We start from the raw sequence: 14,917 nt of genomic DNA, 5'->3' as shown, positions 1-14,917 counted from the left end.
CGCCCTCGCCGACGTCGCGGGCACGGGCCCGGCATGGGCACGGGCCCGCACAGTGGCGGGCGGCGCGAGGTCAGCGCTGGTTGTGGCGTGGTGAGTGGCGGTGGGCAAGGGCCTCGTAGGAGGCGGAGAGCGCCGGGGCCGCGGTCTCGTACGTACGCTGCGCGACCCCTATGAACAGGCAGTCCACGACCAGCAGCTGGCTCGTCCTGGACGACATCGCGGCCGGGCGCAGCTCGCTCTCGCGGGCCGTGGACGTGGTGAGGATGTAGTCGGCGTAGGAGGCGATCTCGCCGTCCGGACGGCCGGTGATGGCGAGGGTGGTCGCGCCGTGATCGAAGGCCACCCGCAGCGGCTCTATGACATCGGTGGTCCGCCCGGAGTGCGTGATCGCGATGGCGACGTCACCGGTCCGCATCTGCACCGCGTTCGTCACGGCCAGATGCGGGTCCGCGTGCGCATGCGCGATCAGGCCGATGCGCAGCAGCTTCTGGACGAGGTCCTGGCCGACGAGGTTGGAGGCCCCGATGCCGTACACATCGATGCGGCGGGCCCCGGCGAGCGCGGCGACGGCCGCTTCGAGCTGGGTGACGTCCAGTGCCGCGGCGGTGTCGGCCAGGCACTGCTGTTCCTCCTGCGCGAGCTTCGCGACGACCTCGACGAGGGAGTCGTCGACCGCTATGTCGGCGGTCACCGCGGGCGCGCCGCCGGCCGCCTGCTGCGCGGCGAGCGCGGCGAGGGCGAGCCGCAGGTCGCGATAGCCCGGGTAGCCGAGCAGCCGGGACGTCCGTACGACGGTGGCTTCGCTGGTGCCCGTGCGCTCCGCGAGGCCGGTGACGGTGAGGGCGGCACAGCCGGCCGGGTCGCTCGCCACGGTCTCGGCGACCCGCTGCATGGAGCGGGTCATCGTCGGGGCGAGGGTGCGGACCTTGGCGGCCAGTGCGGCGGGGGCGGGTGGGGCCGGGGCCGGTCGGGTCTCGACGGCCGCGTCCTTGAAAGTTTCCTTCACGCTGCTGCTCACGATTGAAAAGTAATTTCATCGCCGCGCGGCGTCAATACCCTCGGTGAGTGCTGTGGACAGAGCGCAGGATCCGCACGGGGCGAGCGCGGGATGTGTGCCGGGGCTGTGGACAACGTCTTCGCCGGTGGGTGGCCGGGGGACAATGGGCAGCATGGAGCTGGAACAGGCATTGCACGCCGCGCGGGCGCTGGTGCTCGCCGACCTGATGGCGGATGAGGTGGCCGACGCCGACATCGTCTCGCTCGTGGAGGACGCGGTCGTCCACCGCCGGTGGTGGGTGGAGCAATGGCCTGAAGGCGCGGCATTCGTCGCGGGACTGATAGCGCAGGACGTCCAGGATGCCCTGCTGGACCGGTACGGCCGCTGGCCGCTGTGCCCCGTGTGCACGGAGTCGGGCGATCCCCATGCGCTCGACGTCGAGCCGGAGTTGGGACCCGACCCGCATTGGGTCTGCCCCAAGACGGCGGTCGCCGTGGCCCGGGTCGGGCGGCTCGGCACTTCCCTGGAGGGGTGAGGTGGTGGATGGCGCGAGGTGGTGCATGGAGCGAGGCGAGGCGGTGGACGGTGCGGCGGGCTGACCCAGTGACCCGGCCGGAGGACTGACGTGGCGATCTATATCGATCCCCCCACCTGGCCCGGGCACGGCCGGATGTGGTCGCACCTGGTCAGCGACCACTCCTTCGACGAACTGCACGTCTTCGCGGCGGGGATCGGCGCGCCCCGGCGGGCGTTCGAGCGCGACCACTACGACCTGCCGGCGGAGCGGTACGGCGATGCGGTGCGGGCCGGCGCCGTGGAGGTCGGCAGCAAGGAGCTGCTGCGCCGCCTGACGGCCGCGGGGCTGCGCCGCCCCAAGAACCGGCCGGCGCCGCGCGTGTGAGCGCCGGCCGGTGGATGGCCCGCCGGATGGAGCCGGCCCCCCGGATGGAGCCGCACTCGTAGAGCCCCCCCCGGTGGCCCCCTGCGGCGCGTCGTAGCGGGGGCGGGACGGGGGGCCGCCGGACGATGGGCCTGACCGTGCGCCGTACGGAAGCCGTATGGGAAGGGGACAGCCATGTCCGTCAGCGAACCGGGCCGGGAGCCGGCCACCGATCTCGACCCCGACTACAGCAGTGAGGACGCCACGGCGACCGGATGGCCCACGGCCGTCGGCGGCATGACCGAGGCGGAGATCTTCTGGCTCACCACCGTCCGGCCCGACGGCCGCCCGCATGTCACCCCGCTGCTCGCCGTCTGGTCGGACGGCGCCCTCCACTTCTGCACCGGCCCCGGCGAACGCAAGGCCAAGAACCTCGAAACCAACGCGCACTGCGTGCTGACCACCTCGACGGCCGGCGGCAACGATCTGCACGCCGGGCTCGATGTGGTGGTCGAGGGCGACGCGGTGCAGGTCAGGGACGAGCCGACGCTGCGCCGACTGGCCGGTCTGTACACCGAGAAGTACGGGAGCGACTGGCATTTCGACGTCCGCGACGGCGCGTTCCAAGGGCAGGGCGGCCGGGCCGTGGTCTTCCGCGTCGAGCCGGTCACGGCCTTCGGATTCGGGCGGGGAGAGACCTACAGCCAGACGCGGTGGAGGTTTGACGGCGGGGCGTAGGACGCTGCGGTGGGGGCACGGGGGCGGGCGCCGGCTCAGGGACTCAGGAGCTCAGGGACTCAGGAGCTCAGGGACTCAGGAGCTCAGGAGCTCAGCGCCGTCCCGTCGCATCCCCGGCCGCCGCTGTCTTTGATGCTGTCGCCGCCGTGGGCGCCCCCGTGGGTGCCGTCGTGGTCTGCATTGCCTCCGCTGCCGCCACTGCCTCCGCTGCCTCCGCTGCCTTCATTGCCCCCACTGCCGCTGCTGTCTTGTGTGCCGCCGTTGCGGCATTGGCGCCAGTGGCGGCTGCCGAGGAGGCGATCAGCCGGGAGCGGCTTGTCGCGCGGTGCAGCCGGAAGGCGAGGGCGGTGGTGACGACGGCCGCCGCGGCCAGCGCGGCACCGGTCCAGGCGACGGACGGGTAGCCCCAGCCCGCGCCGATGGCCAGGCCGCCGAGCCAGGGGCCGAGGGTGTTGCCGATGTTGAAGGCGGCGGTGGTGGTGGCGCCGGCCAGCGTCGGCGCGGCGTTCGCCACGTTGAACATCCGGGCGTTGAGTGCCGGGGCCGTGGTGAACGCGGTCACCCCGAGCATCAGCGAGAGCGCGATGGCGGCGACCGGGCTGTGCGCGGTCAGCGCCAGGACGGCCAGCACGACCGTGGAGGCGCTGATGCCGCCGAAGAGCGTCCCGAAGAGGTGCGCGTCGGCGATCCGGCCGCCGATGAACGTACCGATCAGTGCGCCGACGCCGAACAGCGCAAGCACCGTCGGCACCCAGCTCTCGGCGAGGCCGGCGGTGCCGGTCAGCAGCGGTGACAGGTAGGAGAAGAGCGCGAAGACCGCGGCGCCGTTCAGCGCCGTGGCGGTCAGCGCCAGCCAGACCTGCTTGTCCTTGTAGATGGCCAGCTCGCGGCGGAGCTGCGGGCGGTCGTCGCCGGTGGGCACGGCCGTACGCGGCACCAGCGCGACCACGCCGATCAGGCCGATCGCGGCCAGGCCGGCCACCGCCCAGAACGCGGCGCGCCAGCCCGCGTGCTGGCCGAGCAGCGCGCCGGCCGGGACGCCCGCGATATTGGCGATGCTCAGGCCGCCGACCATCACTGCCATCGCGCGGGCCCGTGCGGTCACCGGTACCAGCGAGACGGCGACGGCCGCGCCGACGGCCCAGAAGCCGGCGCAGGCCAGCGCGCTCACGACGCGTGAGACGAACAGCACGCCGTAGGAGGGTGCCAGCGCGCCTTCCACCTGGCCCAGGCCGAAGGCGGCGAGCAGCGCGATCAGGGTGGTCCGGCGCGGGAGGCGGAGCGTTGCGGCGGCGAGGACCGGTGCGCCGACCACCATGCCGATCGCGAAGGCGGAGACCAGGAGCCCGGCCTGCGGAATCGAGACGTGCAGGTCGCGGGCGAGCGGCTGGAGGATGCCGGAGAGCATGAACTCGGACGTGCCGAGTGCGAAGACGGACAGGCCGAGGACGTACACGGCTATGGGCAGGCGGGCGCGGTCGGACGGTGCTGGCATGTCAGCTACTAACAGCGGTAGGACGGCTTACATTCCCGGGCGCATTCCCGGTCCCTTTCCTGGTTCGCGTCCCCGGCTCGCCTTCCCGGTTCGCCTTCTCGGTCACATCCCGGCTCGCTTCGCCGGTCACATCCCCGGGCGCATTCCCGGTCAGGTTCCTGATCGCATTCCCGGTAGCTGGTGATAGGGGAGGCACCCCCTCTGGCGTCAGCGGAAGCACCTCCTGAAGCCCTACGCCCCGCGCAGCAGATCCAGCTCCGTGGCGAGGTTGCGGCGGGCGAGGTGTTCCCAGCGGTCGTAGCCGCGGGGGGTCCGGAACAGGCGGGGGAGGGAGAGGAGTTGGGACAGTATGGCGGAGCGGCCGGCGAGGAAGTCGGGGTCGGGCACGAAGGAGTACTCGGCGCGGACCGCGGCGGCGTAGGCCGCGTACTCGTCGGGGGAGCCGGCGAGCACGGCGAGGTCGGCGTCGCACAGGACCTCGCCGTCGGGGTCGTCGGGCGCCGGGTCATGGGTGACGGTGAGCCGCACCAGGCGGGCGACCTCGGCCGTGCGGGCCGGGCCGATGCCCAGCTCGGGCAGCGCGCGCTCGGCGAGGGCCGCGCTGCGCTCCTCGTTCTCGGAGCGGTCCGGGCGGTAGACGGCGTCGTGGAACCAGGCCGCCAACTGGACGGTGGGCAAGTCGTCGGCGTGCTGTGCCAGTTCGTCGATGCGGTAGAGGACCGCGGTCAGATGCTCGACGGTGTGGTAGCGGCGTTGCGGTTCGCGCCAACGGGACAGGAGGTTGTCCGCGTACGGGGCGGGGTCGGGTGCCGTGGGGTTCTTGGTGCCGCGGGCCTTGGCGACGGTCACGGCCCATCGCTGCCGCAGCTCCTGCGCCGGGTCGGTGGTGTCTGCCGTACGGGACACGGAGGTCATGCCCGCCATTGTGCCTCGCGCGCCGGGAAACCGGGGCGGAGGGCGATGCGGCGGTCAGGTCTGGGGCTCGTCGTGGCACGAGAGGGCGTCGATCATCTCGACGCTCGGCTTGTAGTTGTTCTCCCACCTGGGGTCGGCCTTGGGAATGGACCAGAGGGACGTGGAGAAGTCCTGGTTCCAGGTGTTGTCGGTGACGTAGTCCCGCAGGGCGTCACGCAGCTTCAGGCAGTCCTGGCGGTGGCCCTTGGCCATGGCGATGCCGTAGTGGTTGGCGGAGCCGTAGGTGAGGCCCGGGACGACCTTGAGGTCCCGGTTCTCCTGCGTGAAGCCGTAGAGGATCATCTGGTCGGTGGAGACCGCGTCGGCGAACTTCGTTTCCTTGAGGTCCCTGATGCAGCTGGAGGCATCCGGGGCCTGGTAGAGCTGGATCCGGCTGTATGCCGGGCCGTCCAGTGTCGTGAAGGAGGTGGTCCCGGGCCAGGCGCAGACGCGCTTACCGACGAGGTCTTGGGGCTTGCGGATGCGGTGGTCGTTCTTGCGGACCATGATGCCCTGGTAGGTGGAGGCGTACGGTCCGGCGAAGTCCAGCTTCTTCATACGGTCGGCGGTGATCGAGAACGTCGCGGCGACCAGGTCCTTCTTCTTTTCGGTGAGCACCGTGCCGCGGTCCTCCGACGGCACGATCCCGAAGTCGGGCTCGGCCCCGACGGCTTTGAGGATCTGTCGGGTGACGGTGATGTCGAAGCCGGAGAACTTGTAGACGTGGACGACGCCGGTGCCCGGCTGGTCGTTCTTCGTGCCGACCGATGTCCTGCCGCTCGCGAAGAGTGAGGGCGGCTGCGAGGCGCCGCAGGCGGTGGCGGTCAGGGCGGCGAGGCCGAGGAGTGCCGCGAGCGGGACGGTGCGGCTGCTCCTGCTCCTGCTCCTGCTCCCGCTCCTGCTGCTGCTCCTGCTGCTGTTGCCGCGGCGGAGGCGGCCTGTGCTTCCGGGTGCGTGCGTGGTCATGAAGGTCATCAGAGTCATCAAGGTCATCAAGGGCCCCCGTTCGTGTCGGTTGTCGTCGGTGCTTCCACGGCCGGCTTCGGGCCGCCGGATCACCTGTCGTGCAGCACCGCGTCCGTCGCGCTGATGTCCATCCGGCAGCCGCGGTCGGTGTGCAGGGTGACGTTGATCCGTACGGTCCTGGCCCCCGCGCCCAGGGCGAAGTCGACAGTGCCGCGGGAGCTGATCCGCTGTGGCTGGGCCGCGACGCCCGAGGTGAGCACGGAGACGGTGGCGGAGTCCGGGAGGCAGGTCGGGCCGGCCGGGTCGTGGTCCTTGATGGCCAGCGTCAGGCGCAGGGCGTCACGTGCCTCCTTCAGGGCGGGGGTGTCGAGGAGGAGCGTGAGCGTCCGGTTCGTGTCCCCGTTCAGCGGCTGTGTGCCCCGGATACGGACGGCCCCGGTCACATCGATCTCGCCGTGCGTGACGACGTGCTGGAATGCCAGCCAGCTCCCGACCGTCGCCAGGACGGAGGCGAGGGACAGGGTGCCGACGACGCGGGCGTCGCGGGGTCGTCGGTTGAGGACGCGGGCGGCGCCGGTGAGGAGCGCCAGCCCGGAGAGTGTGCCCCAGAGGGTGTACTGGCCGGCCGGTCCGCCCGGCTGGGTGCTTCCGGCGATGACCACGGCGGCGCAGGCCAGCAGGAGCGGCAGCCAGCGTGCGCTGGGGTGCATCACCCACTTGACGATCACGTTCTTGATGTCATTGGCCGCGATGGAGTGGTCGCCGTGTGCCGTCGGACTGTTGTGGACGTTGCCACCGTCTCCGAGGCGGGTCATGAGCCGTTCCGGGGGGCCGGGCCGCCCCCCATGTGGATGTCGCCGTGGATCTCGATGGCCGCGATGGAGCCCTGGCCGGTCGCGGTCGGGGTGTTGTGGACGGTGTGTGTGCCCGCGGCTGGGGCGAGCCGGGTGACGTGTTCCAGGAAGTGGGGGGCGTCGCGGCGGTCGGCGGGGGACCTCAGCCAGGCGGTCACGGCGGCGGACAGCAGGTGCCGCTCCTGATCGTCGAGGCTTGCGAGCAGTTCGTCGAGGGTGTCCGCGCGCCGGGTGTCCAGGAGCGGCCGGGCGGTGCCCTCGCCGGGGCCGGGGGCGGCGCCTTCGCCGAGGCCGGAGCCGGTCCCGTCGCCGCGGCGCAGCAGCCGTCGGAAGAAGCCCTCGCCGGCGGTCACGGTGCGTTCGGCGATCCGCTGCTGGGCGGCGGTGATCACGGAGGTGCCCATACTGTTCGCCGCCAGGGCGAGATAGGGGGCGATTTCCGCGGACACATTCGCTAATTCGGACATCCGATCTCCCCCTGCGCCTGGATGGGCGCCATGCCGTAACGCCCTTACGAGGAGGGCGTGTTACCCCCGCGAGGGGTGGTTCAAACTCGCGTCAATGGGGCGTTTCGGGCTGGGGTGTCGTGGTCGGCCGGCCAGCCGGCTGGTCGGTCGGTCGCCTGGCCGGCTGGTCGGTGGCCGGTGGCCGGTCGCCCGGCCGGGCGTACGGGTAAGGCGTATGGGCGGACTCCGGTCGTGGCGGTGCGGGGGTGGCCCCGGGGCGCCGGGTGGCCCGTAGTCTGGGATATTGGACTAGACCTGTTGCCCGGTCGAGGCGGTCCGTCTCGACACGTCGTCATCGAAGGATGAGGTCATATGAGCAAGCGCGCGCTCCTGGAGGTGATCGCGCTCGGCCCGCGGGACGCGGTCGCCGCCCAGGCCGGCGGGGCCGACCGCCTGGAGCTGGTCACGGACATGGCGGCCGACGGGCTCACCCCGCCCCGCGCGGCGTTCGCGGCGATCCGGGCGGCCGTCGACCTTCCGCTGCGGGTGATGCTGCGGTCCGCCGCAGGTTTCGCGGCCGGCGAGGTGACGGCGCTGTGCGAGGAGGCCGCGGCGCTGCGGGCGGAGGGCGCCGAGGAGTTCGTCCTCGGGTTTCTGACGCCGGACGGGCGGCCGGATCTCGATGCGGTGGCGGCGCTGGCCGAGGTGATCGACGGCTGCCGGTGGACCTTCCACCGGGCCATCGACCGGGCCGCCGACCGGGACGCGCTGCGCAAGGAGCTGTCGGCGGCGGCCGGCACCGCCGGGCTCGACACCTATCTGACGGCCGGTGCCGCGCAGGGCGTCGGCGCGGGGGTGCCGACGCTGCTGGCCGAGCAGGCACGTACCGCAGCGGGTGAGCCCGGGTACGTGCCGCGGATCCTGGTCGGCGGCGGGCTCGGGCTCGGTCATCTGCCGAAGCTGCGTGCGGCCGGTCTCGACGCGTTCCACATCGGGAGCGCGGCCCGGTCCGCCGGCTGGTCGGCACCCGTGGACGCGGCGGCGGTACGGACGTGGCGGGAGGCGCTGGACCGGCCGGTCGCGCAGGGGGCTGAGTAATCGACCGCCGGGTCTGCGGCGTCGACCGGCGGGGCTGAGGCGTTGACCGGGGGGCGGGGCGGGCTCGCCGGGCGTCCCCGCCCTCCGTCTCAGCGTCCGGTCCTCAGCGTCCGGTCCTCAGCGTCCGGTCCTCAGCGTCCGTCCCTCAGCGTCCGGTCCTCGGCGTCCGTCCCTCAGCGGTCGGCCAGCGCTTCCGGCAGCGGCGCCCCATGGACCACCGTCAGGCCGGACACCGGCCGGGTCAGGCAGACGTACAGGCGGCGCAGGCCGGTGCGTTCGTCCGGTTCGCCGTCGACGATCGCGGCGGGTTCCTCCAGGACGACGTAGTCGTACTCCAGCCCCTTGGCGAGGGTGGCGGGTACCAGCGTCAGCCGGGCCTCGGCCGAGGTCTCCTCGCCGGGGGCCAGGCAGGTCATGCCCGCTGCCGCCAGGGCCGTGCGCAGCGTCGGAATACGGGCCTCCGCGGCGATCAGGCCGATCGAGCCCTCCTTCGTCAGCGCATCGTTGCAGGCCGCGAGGGTGGCGGCGGTCAGGTCCGCCGGTTCGACCGGGCGGATCTCGAAGTCACCCGCCGACTCGCGGATGGAGGTGGCCTCCGTCAGGTCCGGGGCGATGGCGGGCAGCAGCCGGGACGCGTAGGCGATGACCTCGCGCGGTACGCGGAAGCCCTGGGTGAGTTCCTCGACGGCCGAACCGGGCTTGCCCAGGTGGGCCAGCGCCTCTTCCCAGGTGTGGGTTGCCCAGGGGGTGGTGCCCTGGGCGATATCGCCGAGGATGGTCGCGGAACCCGTCGTGCAGCGGCGGCCGACCGCGCGGTACTGCATGGGGGAGAGGTCCTGTGCCTCGTCGAGGACCACATGGCCGAGGGAGTGGGTGCGCGCGACCAGGTCCATCGCCTCGTCGATCAACACCGCGTCCGCGGACGACCACTTGGCGCTCTTCACGCTGCGGGGCGGCTTGGTCCACAGGATCGCCTTCTGCTCCTCGGCCGTCAGGATCCCCTCGGCCTGCTCGGCCAGGAACTCCGCGTCGCCCAGCAGCCTCAGCACCAGCTTTGCCGGGTCGACCGGCGGCCAGACCGCCTTGACGGCGGCTTTCACGGCGGGGTTACGGGCCACCGCGTCCTGTACCCGGTCGTCCGGGGCCTCGCCCGCCTGCTCCATCCGGACCAGTACGGCGTGCGCGATCCGCTGCGGCAACGCCTCGCGGGCGGCACCGTAACGGATGTCCCGGTCCATCAACTCCTGTACGAGCTCTTCGAGTTCGTAGGCCGGTACGCGCCAGCGGCGGGAGCCGCGGACGACCACGCAGGGCTCCTTCGGCATGGTGATGTGCGAGCGGACCGCCCGCCGCAGCACCTCAGCCATGCGTGCGTCGCCCTTGACCGTCGCGGCGGCCGCCTCGTCCGTGCCGCGTACGTCCACGTGACCGACCAGGTCGTCGACGGTGGCCTGCTTGACCTCCAGCTCACCGAGGGCCGGCAGCACCTGTTCGATGTAGTGGAGGAACGAGCGGTTCGGGCCGATGACGAGGGTGCCGGCACGGGCCAGCCGCTCGCGGTGCGCGTACAGCAGATACGCGACACGGTGCAGGCCGACCGCCGTCTTACCGGTGCCCGGCGCACCCTGTACGCAGACCGAGCCGCCGATGCCGGCGCGCACGATCTCGTCCTGCTCCGGCTGGATCGTGGCAACGATGTCCCGCATGGGGCCGACGCGCGGGCGCTCGATCTCGGTCTGGAGGAGCCGGCTGGTCCGTTCCGCCTCCGCGGGGTCGGTGAGGTGTTCGTCCTCGTAAGCGGTCAACTCGCCGGCCGTGTAACCGAAACGGCGGCGCAGCCTGAGGTCCATCGGGTCCTTCTTGGAGGCCCGGTAGAACGGCTGGGAGACGGGCGCGCGCCAGTCGATGACCATGGGGTCGCCGTCGGTGTCGTGGACGTGCCGCCGCCCCACGTAGAAGTTCTCTCCCGTGGCGCCTTCGGCAAGGTCGAGGCCGGGGGCGTGGAGATAGTCGAGGCGGCCGAAGAAGAGCGGGGTGTGGGAGAGGTCGGCGAGAGCCTTGATCCGGGCGTCGACCTCGCCCTGGAGGACTTCGGCGTTGACCCAGTTCGCGGTGACATCGGCGATGTTCAGCGCCTCGGCGTCCTCGCGCATGGCACGCAGGGCCGCGCGGGAGGCGGCCAGGTGGGACTTTTCGCGCTGGAGGGGGTCGGGGGCGGAGTCGGGGTTGGGAGTGGGGGTGGGGGTGGGTGACGGGGGATGGTTTTCGGTGCGTAGCGCCGGCGTTGAGGGGTGGTGGTCGGGTGACGGGGGATGGTTTTCGGTGCGTAGCGCCGGCGTTGAGGGGTGGTGGTCGGGTGACGGGGGATGGCTTTCGGTGCGTAGCGCCGGCGTTGAGGGGTGGTGGTCGGGTGACGGGTGGGCGTGCGAGGACACGGCGTTGCCTCCGGTGGCGGGTACTTCGGCGGGCGCGCCAGGGTGAGCGGGCGCGGCGGACCGGTGTCGGTGCGTAGCGCGGGTCAGGCGGTGCGCGGGTCAGCGGTGTGAAGCGAAGGACCGTCCGGTTTCCGACCGGTCGGCGGCACTCCTCGACGGGAGGCAGGCAGACGCGCGATTGTAGTCAGCGGCTCAGGACGGCGCCAACGGATTTCCTGCGGCATCGCGGCGGTCGTTTCGGAGCGAACGAACCCCGAGGGCGCCGTAGGCCCCCCGTAGGGGGCCGGGTGGGTCTGGAGACTGACGTCCGGCCCCAGGGATGGAACTATGGACCGATGTGCTGCAATCGCGTGAATTTCATCATGGAGACATGAGCAGCGCAGCGATTCCCCCAGGTCCTGTCCACCCGATCTCTGTCCACCCGGTCAAGGGCGCCACCGCCCTCGGCGCGGACCCCGGAAGCGGGGCGGCGGTCGTCCACGAGCACCGCTATGTCATGGGCAACGTACTCCGCGCGATCAAGGTCTTCGCCACGGCCGCGTTCAGCGTCGCCGTCATGGGTGAGTACGCGGACGACGCACGAACGCCCGACACCACGAACGGCCGGCACGACCACGACCACGGCCACCCCGCGCACGCCTGAGTCCGCGAACAACCCCGCACCGCACCGCCCGACCCCGCACCGCCCCGTCGCCATCCGGTTGTCCGGAAACCGTTACGGCCCGTCGGCCTCGATCCATTAGCGTCGCCGAAAGAGAGCGCACTCAGGGCTACGGGGAGGGGACAACGGGTGTCTGCCGCCGACGGGACGCGGACGCGGACGTGGAGACGGAGCTGGGGGCAGGGTGCCGCCCGCCCCGGCCGCTTGGTGATCGCAGCGGCGCTGCTCATCGCCTCACTCGCCGGACTATGGCTGCTGTACCAAGTCCTGCCGCTGCCGATGTCCGACATAGCGGTCTACCGTGCCGAGGGGCAGGCGGCCTCGTCGGGCGGTGATCTCTACGGCTTCACGGTCACCAAGTGGGCACTTCCGGCCACCTATCCGCCCTTCGCGGCCGTGCTCTTCATACCGACCACCTGGCTCTCGCTCGGCACGCTGATAGTCGTGGGCGTGCTCGTCAACGCGGCGCTTCTCGCGCTGCTGATCCATCTCTCCTGCAAGGCGGCCGGCCTGCGCAAGGCTTCCCGCACCGCACCGGTCATCCTCGTCACCACCGCGCTCGGCCTCTGGCTGGAGCCGGTCTTCCAGACCTTTGTCTTCGGTCAGGTCAACCTCGCACTGACCTGCCTGGTCCTGTGGGACCTCTCCCGTCCGGACGGCGCCCGCTTCAAGGGGTTCGCCACCGGCATCGCGGCGGGCATCAAACTCACGCCCGCGATCTTCGGCGTCTACCTCCTCGTCACCGGCCGGGTGAAGGCCGCCTTCACCGTCCTCGGCGGGTTCCTGGCCTCGGCGCTGCTGGGCTGGCTGGTCCTGCCCGATGCCAGCATCGAGTACTGGACGCGGCGGATGTTCGAGACCGGCCGGGTCGGCAAGGCCTGGATCGTCGACAACCAGTCGCTCCAGGGCCTGATCACCCGCGTGCTGCACCAGCCCGAGCCCCGCCTCCTGTGGGCGGTGCCCGCGCTGCTGACCGCCGCGGCGGGGCTCTACACCGCCCGCCGGGTGTATCTGCGGCGCGGTCTGGACAGCTGGGGTGTGCTGTGTACGGCGATCACGGCGCTGCTGGTCTCGCCGATCAGCTGGTCCCACCACTGGGTCTGGTGTGTGCCGCTGCTCGTCGCGCTCGCCGCCCGTACCCGGCGCCGCCCGTGGCGCCGGGTGCTGCTGGCCGCCGTCACCCTCGCCTTCGCCGCCCGCACGATGTGGATCATCCCGCACACCGGTGATCTCGACCTGCACTTCGCATGGTGGCAGCAGCCGTTCGCGGCCCCGTATCCGCTGCTGGGTCTCGCCCTGCTGGCGGCCGTGGTCCGGTGGACGCGGAAGCCCCCCGGCGTCCCCGGCGCGGCGGTCGGCCGCTTCCCGGCACCGCGCGCCGAGCAGCGGGTGCCCAGCGGGGCCCGGGCGGTCTGAGCGGACCCCACCCACCGGGGCAGCGATGCCCACCGCGGCGCCGCCGCCCCTCCGACGTTCGCGTTCGCCGCGGCGCCGCCGCCCTCAGGCCGACGTCCACCCAGGCGCCGCCGCCCTCAGGCGCCCGCGCCCACCGTGGCGCCCCCGGCTCAGACGTCCTCGTCCGCCGCCAGGAGCTCATTCGCATCCACGATGCGGTACGCATAGCCCTGCTCGGCCAGGAAGCGCTGGCGGTGTGCCGCAAAGTCCTGGTCGATGGTGTCGCGCGCGACGACCGAATAGAACCGCGCCTCGTGCCCGTCCGCCTTGGGGCGCAGCACCCGGCCCAGCCGCTGGGCCTCCTCCTGGCGCGAGCCGAACGTGCCGGACACCTGGATCGCGACCGTGGCCTCCGGAAGGTCGACCGAGAAGTTCGCGACCTTCGAGACGACGAGCACCGAGATCTCGCCCTCCCGGAAGGCGCCGAAAAGCTTCTCGCGCTGTGCGTTGGTGGTCTCGCCCTTGATCACCGGCGCGTTCAGATGCTCGCCCAGCTCGTCCAGCTGGTCGATGTACTGCCCGATGACCAGCGTCTGTTCGCCCTGGTGGCGGCGGACCAGCGCCTCGGTCACATGCTGCTTGCTGGCGGTGGTCGCACAGAAGCGGTACTTCTCCTCGGTCTCGGCGGTCGCGTACGCCAGCCGCTCCGAGTCGGTCAGGTTGACCCGTACCTCGACACAGTCCGCGGGGGCGATGTACCCCTGCGCCTCGATCTCCTTCCAGGGCGCGTCGAAGCGCTTGGGCCCGATGAGGGAGAACACATCCGACTCCCGGCCGTCCTCGCGCACCAGCGTCGCGGTCAGCCCCAGCCGCCGCCGCGCCTGCAGATCGGCGGTGAACTTGAAGACCGGCGCGGGCAGCAGATGCACCTCGTCATAGACGACCAGACCCCAGTCGCGGGAGTCGAACAGCTCCAGGTGCGGGTAGACGCCCTTCCGCTTGGTCGTCAGCACCTGGTACGTGGCGATGGTGACCGGCCGGATCTCCTTCTTCGTCCCGCTGTACTCGCCGATCTCGTCCTCGGTGAGCGAGGTCCGCTTCACCAGCTCGTGCTTCCACTGCCGGGCCGAGACCGTATTCGTCACCAGGATCAGCGTGGTCGCCTTGGCCTGCGCCATCGCGCCCGCCCCGACCAGCGTCTTGCCCGCGCCGCAGGGCAGCACGACCACACCCGAGCCGCCGTGCCAGAAGCCCTCGACCGCCTGCTGCTGATACGGCCGCAGCGCCCAGCCGTTCTCGTCCAGCTCGATCGGATGCGCCTCGCCGTCCACGTAGCCGGCCAGGTCCTCGGCCGGCCAGCCCAGCTTGAGCAGCGTCTGCTTGATCTGTCCGCGCTCCGAGGGGTGCACCACGACCGAATCCGGGTCCAGCCGCGCTCCGACCAGCGGCTGCACCTTCTTCGAGCGCAGGATCTCCTCCAGCACCGGGCGGTCGGTGCTGGTCAGCACCAGACCATGTGCGGGGTGTTTGGTGAGCGTCAGCCGCCCGTAGCGGGACATCGTCTCGGCGATGTCGACGAGCAGCGCATGCGGCACCGGGTACCGCGAGAACTGCACCAGCGCGTCGACGACCTGCTCGGCGTCGTGCCCGGCGGCCCGGGCGTTCCACAGCCCCAGCGGTGTCACCCGGTAGGTATGGATGTGCTCCGGCGCCCGCTCCAGCTCGGCAAAGGGCGCGATGGCCCGCCGGCAGGCGTCCGCCAGTTCGTGGTCCACCTCCAGCAGCAGCGTTTTGTCGCTCTGGACGATGAGGGGTCCGTTCACGCGCCTCGCCTTTCACTTCCCGGCATTCGCCGCCGGTACCGGCCGCAAGACCTCGACCGTTGATCACGGCCACAGCCCTCGGCTGCGGACCTCGACCGCACATACGGCCAAACGTCCAGTGTGCCGCATTGCGCAGCGGGCGTCAGCGAGGGAATGACAGGCCCTCCTCAAGGGC

At 71.7% G+C, this 14,917-nt stretch carries 14 protein-coding genes; 6 read left to right on the top strand and 8 right to left on the bottom strand.

The annotated features are described in order from the left end of the window. Nucleotides 1-70 precede the first annotated feature (70 nt). On the bottom strand, nucleotides 71-1,018 hold the full coding sequence (locus tag ACGFR7_RS25730) for a MurR/RpiR family transcriptional regulator (RefSeq protein WP_393323665.1): 948 nt from the start codon (nucleotides 1,016-1,018) through the stop codon (nucleotides 71-73). 151 nt (nucleotides 1,019-1,169) lie between these two features. Between ACGFR7_RS25730 and ACGFR7_RS25725 the strand changes: the two genes are divergently transcribed. From ACGFR7_RS25725 to ACGFR7_RS25715, 3 genes are all read left to right on the top strand, one after another. Further along, nucleotides 1,170-1,532, top strand: a complete 363-nt coding sequence (locus ACGFR7_RS25725; protein ID WP_088802267.1) for a hypothetical protein — start codon at nucleotides 1,170-1,172, stop codon at nucleotides 1,530-1,532. Between the two features lie 90 nt (nucleotides 1,533-1,622). Next, nucleotides 1,623-1,898 (top strand): DUF4031 domain-containing protein, encoded by a 276-nt coding sequence (locus ACGFR7_RS25720; protein WP_328385160.1) that lies wholly within the window; start codon nucleotides 1,623-1,625, stop codon nucleotides 1,896-1,898. Between the two features lie 174 nt (nucleotides 1,899-2,072). Beyond that, nucleotides 2,073-2,615: a pyridoxamine 5'-phosphate oxidase family protein gene (locus ACGFR7_RS25715; protein WP_393323663.1), complete on the top strand. Its 543-nt coding sequence runs from the start codon at nucleotides 2,073-2,075 to the stop codon at nucleotides 2,613-2,615. 91 nt (nucleotides 2,616-2,706) lie between these two features. Here ACGFR7_RS25715 and ACGFR7_RS25710 read toward each other — a convergent pair whose 3' ends face one another. The 5 genes from ACGFR7_RS25710 to ACGFR7_RS25690 all read right to left on the bottom strand — a co-directional run bounded on the left by ACGFR7_RS25710 (nucleotide 2,707) and on the right by ACGFR7_RS25690 (nucleotide 7,351). Continuing rightward, entirely contained in the window at nucleotides 2,707-4,110 is a 1,404-nt protein-coding gene (locus ACGFR7_RS25710) for a Cmx/CmrA family chloramphenicol efflux MFS transporter (protein ID WP_393323660.1), read from the bottom strand. Nucleotides 4,111-4,341: 231 nt separating this feature from the next. After that, a complete protein-coding gene (locus tag ACGFR7_RS25705; protein WP_393323657.1) occupies nucleotides 4,342-5,025 on the bottom strand; it encodes a hypothetical protein in 684 nt (227 codons plus the stop codon). Between the two features lie 54 nt (nucleotides 5,026-5,079). Next, entirely contained in the window at nucleotides 5,080-6,057 is a 978-nt protein-coding gene (locus tag ACGFR7_RS25700) for a transporter substrate-binding domain-containing protein (RefSeq protein WP_393323655.1), read from the bottom strand. A 62-nt stretch (nucleotides 6,058-6,119) separates the two neighbouring features. Further along, a complete protein-coding gene (locus tag ACGFR7_RS25695; RefSeq protein ID WP_393323653.1) occupies nucleotides 6,120-6,845 on the bottom strand; it encodes a hypothetical protein in 726 nt (241 codons plus the stop codon). Continuing rightward, complete coding sequence (locus ACGFR7_RS25690; protein ID WP_393323650.1) at nucleotides 6,842-7,351, bottom strand: hypothetical protein; 510 nt, start codon at nucleotides 7,349-7,351, stop codon at nucleotides 6,842-6,844. The genes ACGFR7_RS25695 and ACGFR7_RS25690 overlap by 4 nt, the downstream gene beginning before the upstream one ends. A gap of 351 nt (nucleotides 7,352-7,702) precedes the next feature. Here ACGFR7_RS25690 and ACGFR7_RS25685 point away from each other — a divergent pair, with 351 nt between their 5' ends. Further along, nucleotides 7,703-8,428 (top strand): copper homeostasis protein CutC, encoded by a 726-nt coding sequence (locus ACGFR7_RS25685; protein ID WP_393323647.1) that lies wholly within the window; start codon nucleotides 7,703-7,705, stop codon nucleotides 8,426-8,428. A 173-nt stretch (nucleotides 8,429-8,601) separates the two neighbouring features. Here ACGFR7_RS25685 and ACGFR7_RS25680 read toward each other — a convergent pair whose 3' ends face one another. Next, nucleotides 8,602-10,581, bottom strand: coding sequence for a HelD family protein (locus tag ACGFR7_RS25680; protein WP_393323644.1), 1,980 nt, complete (start codon nucleotides 10,579-10,581; stop codon nucleotides 8,602-8,604). A 652-nt stretch (nucleotides 10,582-11,233) separates the two neighbouring features. Here ACGFR7_RS25680 and ACGFR7_RS25675 point away from each other — a divergent pair. Together ACGFR7_RS25675 and ACGFR7_RS25670 are read left to right on the top strand one after the other, a co-directional pair. Then, nucleotides 11,234-11,506, top strand: a complete 273-nt coding sequence (locus tag ACGFR7_RS25675) for a hypothetical protein (protein ID WP_393323641.1) — start codon at nucleotides 11,234-11,236, stop codon at nucleotides 11,504-11,506. Between the two features lie 147 nt (nucleotides 11,507-11,653). Continuing rightward, nucleotides 11,654-12,940 (top strand): glycosyltransferase 87 family protein, encoded by a 1,287-nt coding sequence (locus ACGFR7_RS25670; protein ID WP_393323638.1) that lies wholly within the window; start codon nucleotides 11,654-11,656, stop codon nucleotides 12,938-12,940. 149 nt (nucleotides 12,941-13,089) lie between these two features. Here ACGFR7_RS25670 and ACGFR7_RS25665 read toward each other — a convergent pair whose 3' ends face one another. Next, the gene (locus ACGFR7_RS25665) at nucleotides 13,090-14,742 is read right to left on the bottom strand and encodes a DNA repair helicase XPB (RefSeq protein ID WP_393323636.1); all 1,653 of its coding nucleotides are present in this window, start codon (nucleotides 14,740-14,742) and stop codon (nucleotides 13,090-13,092) included. Nucleotides 14,743-14,917: the final 175 nt, after the last annotated feature.

The organism is Streptomyces sp. NPDC048516, from assembly GCF_043199875.1.
Taxonomy (GTDB): Bacteria; Actinomycetota; Actinomycetes; order Streptomycetales; family Streptomycetaceae; genus Streptomyces.
Note: the sequence above shows the minus strand (reverse complement) of the source record. Positions and strands in the feature narration are given on the sequence as shown.

Bases quoted from the DNA above. Each gene is read 5' to 3' on its own strand.
- ACGFR7_RS25725 (WP_088802267.1), top strand. From the start codon at position 1,170: ATGGAGCTGGAACAGGCATTGCACGCCGCGCGGGCGCTGGTGCTCGCC.
- ACGFR7_RS25715 (WP_393323663.1), top strand. From the start codon at position 2,073: ATGTCCGTCAGCGAACCGGGCCGGGAGCCGGCCACCGATCTCGACCCC.
- ACGFR7_RS25710 (WP_393323660.1), bottom strand. From the start codon at position 4,110: ATGCCAGCACCGTCCGACCGCGCCCGCCTGCCCATAGCCGTGTACGTC.
- ACGFR7_RS25705 (WP_393323657.1), bottom strand. From the start codon at position 5,025: ATGACCTCCGTGTCCCGTACGGCAGACACCACCGACCCGGCGCAGGAG.
- ACGFR7_RS25700 (WP_393323655.1), bottom strand. From the start codon at position 6,057: ATGACCTTGATGACTCTGATGACCTTCATGACCACGCACGCACCCGGA.
- ACGFR7_RS25695 (WP_393323653.1), bottom strand. From the start codon at position 6,845: ATGACCCGCCTCGGAGACGGTGGCAACGTCCACAACAGTCCGACGGCA.
- ACGFR7_RS25690 (WP_393323650.1), bottom strand. From the start codon at position 7,351: ATGTCCGAATTAGCGAATGTGTCCGCGGAAATCGCCCCCTATCTCGCC.
- ACGFR7_RS25685 (WP_393323647.1), top strand. From the start codon at position 7,703: ATGAGCAAGCGCGCGCTCCTGGAGGTGATCGCGCTCGGCCCGCGGGAC.
- ACGFR7_RS25680 (WP_393323644.1), bottom strand. From the start codon at position 10,581: ATGCGCGAGGACGCCGAGGCGCTGAACATCGCCGATGTCACCGCGAAC.
- ACGFR7_RS25675 (WP_393323641.1), top strand. From the start codon at position 11,234: ATGAGCAGCGCAGCGATTCCCCCAGGTCCTGTCCACCCGATCTCTGTC.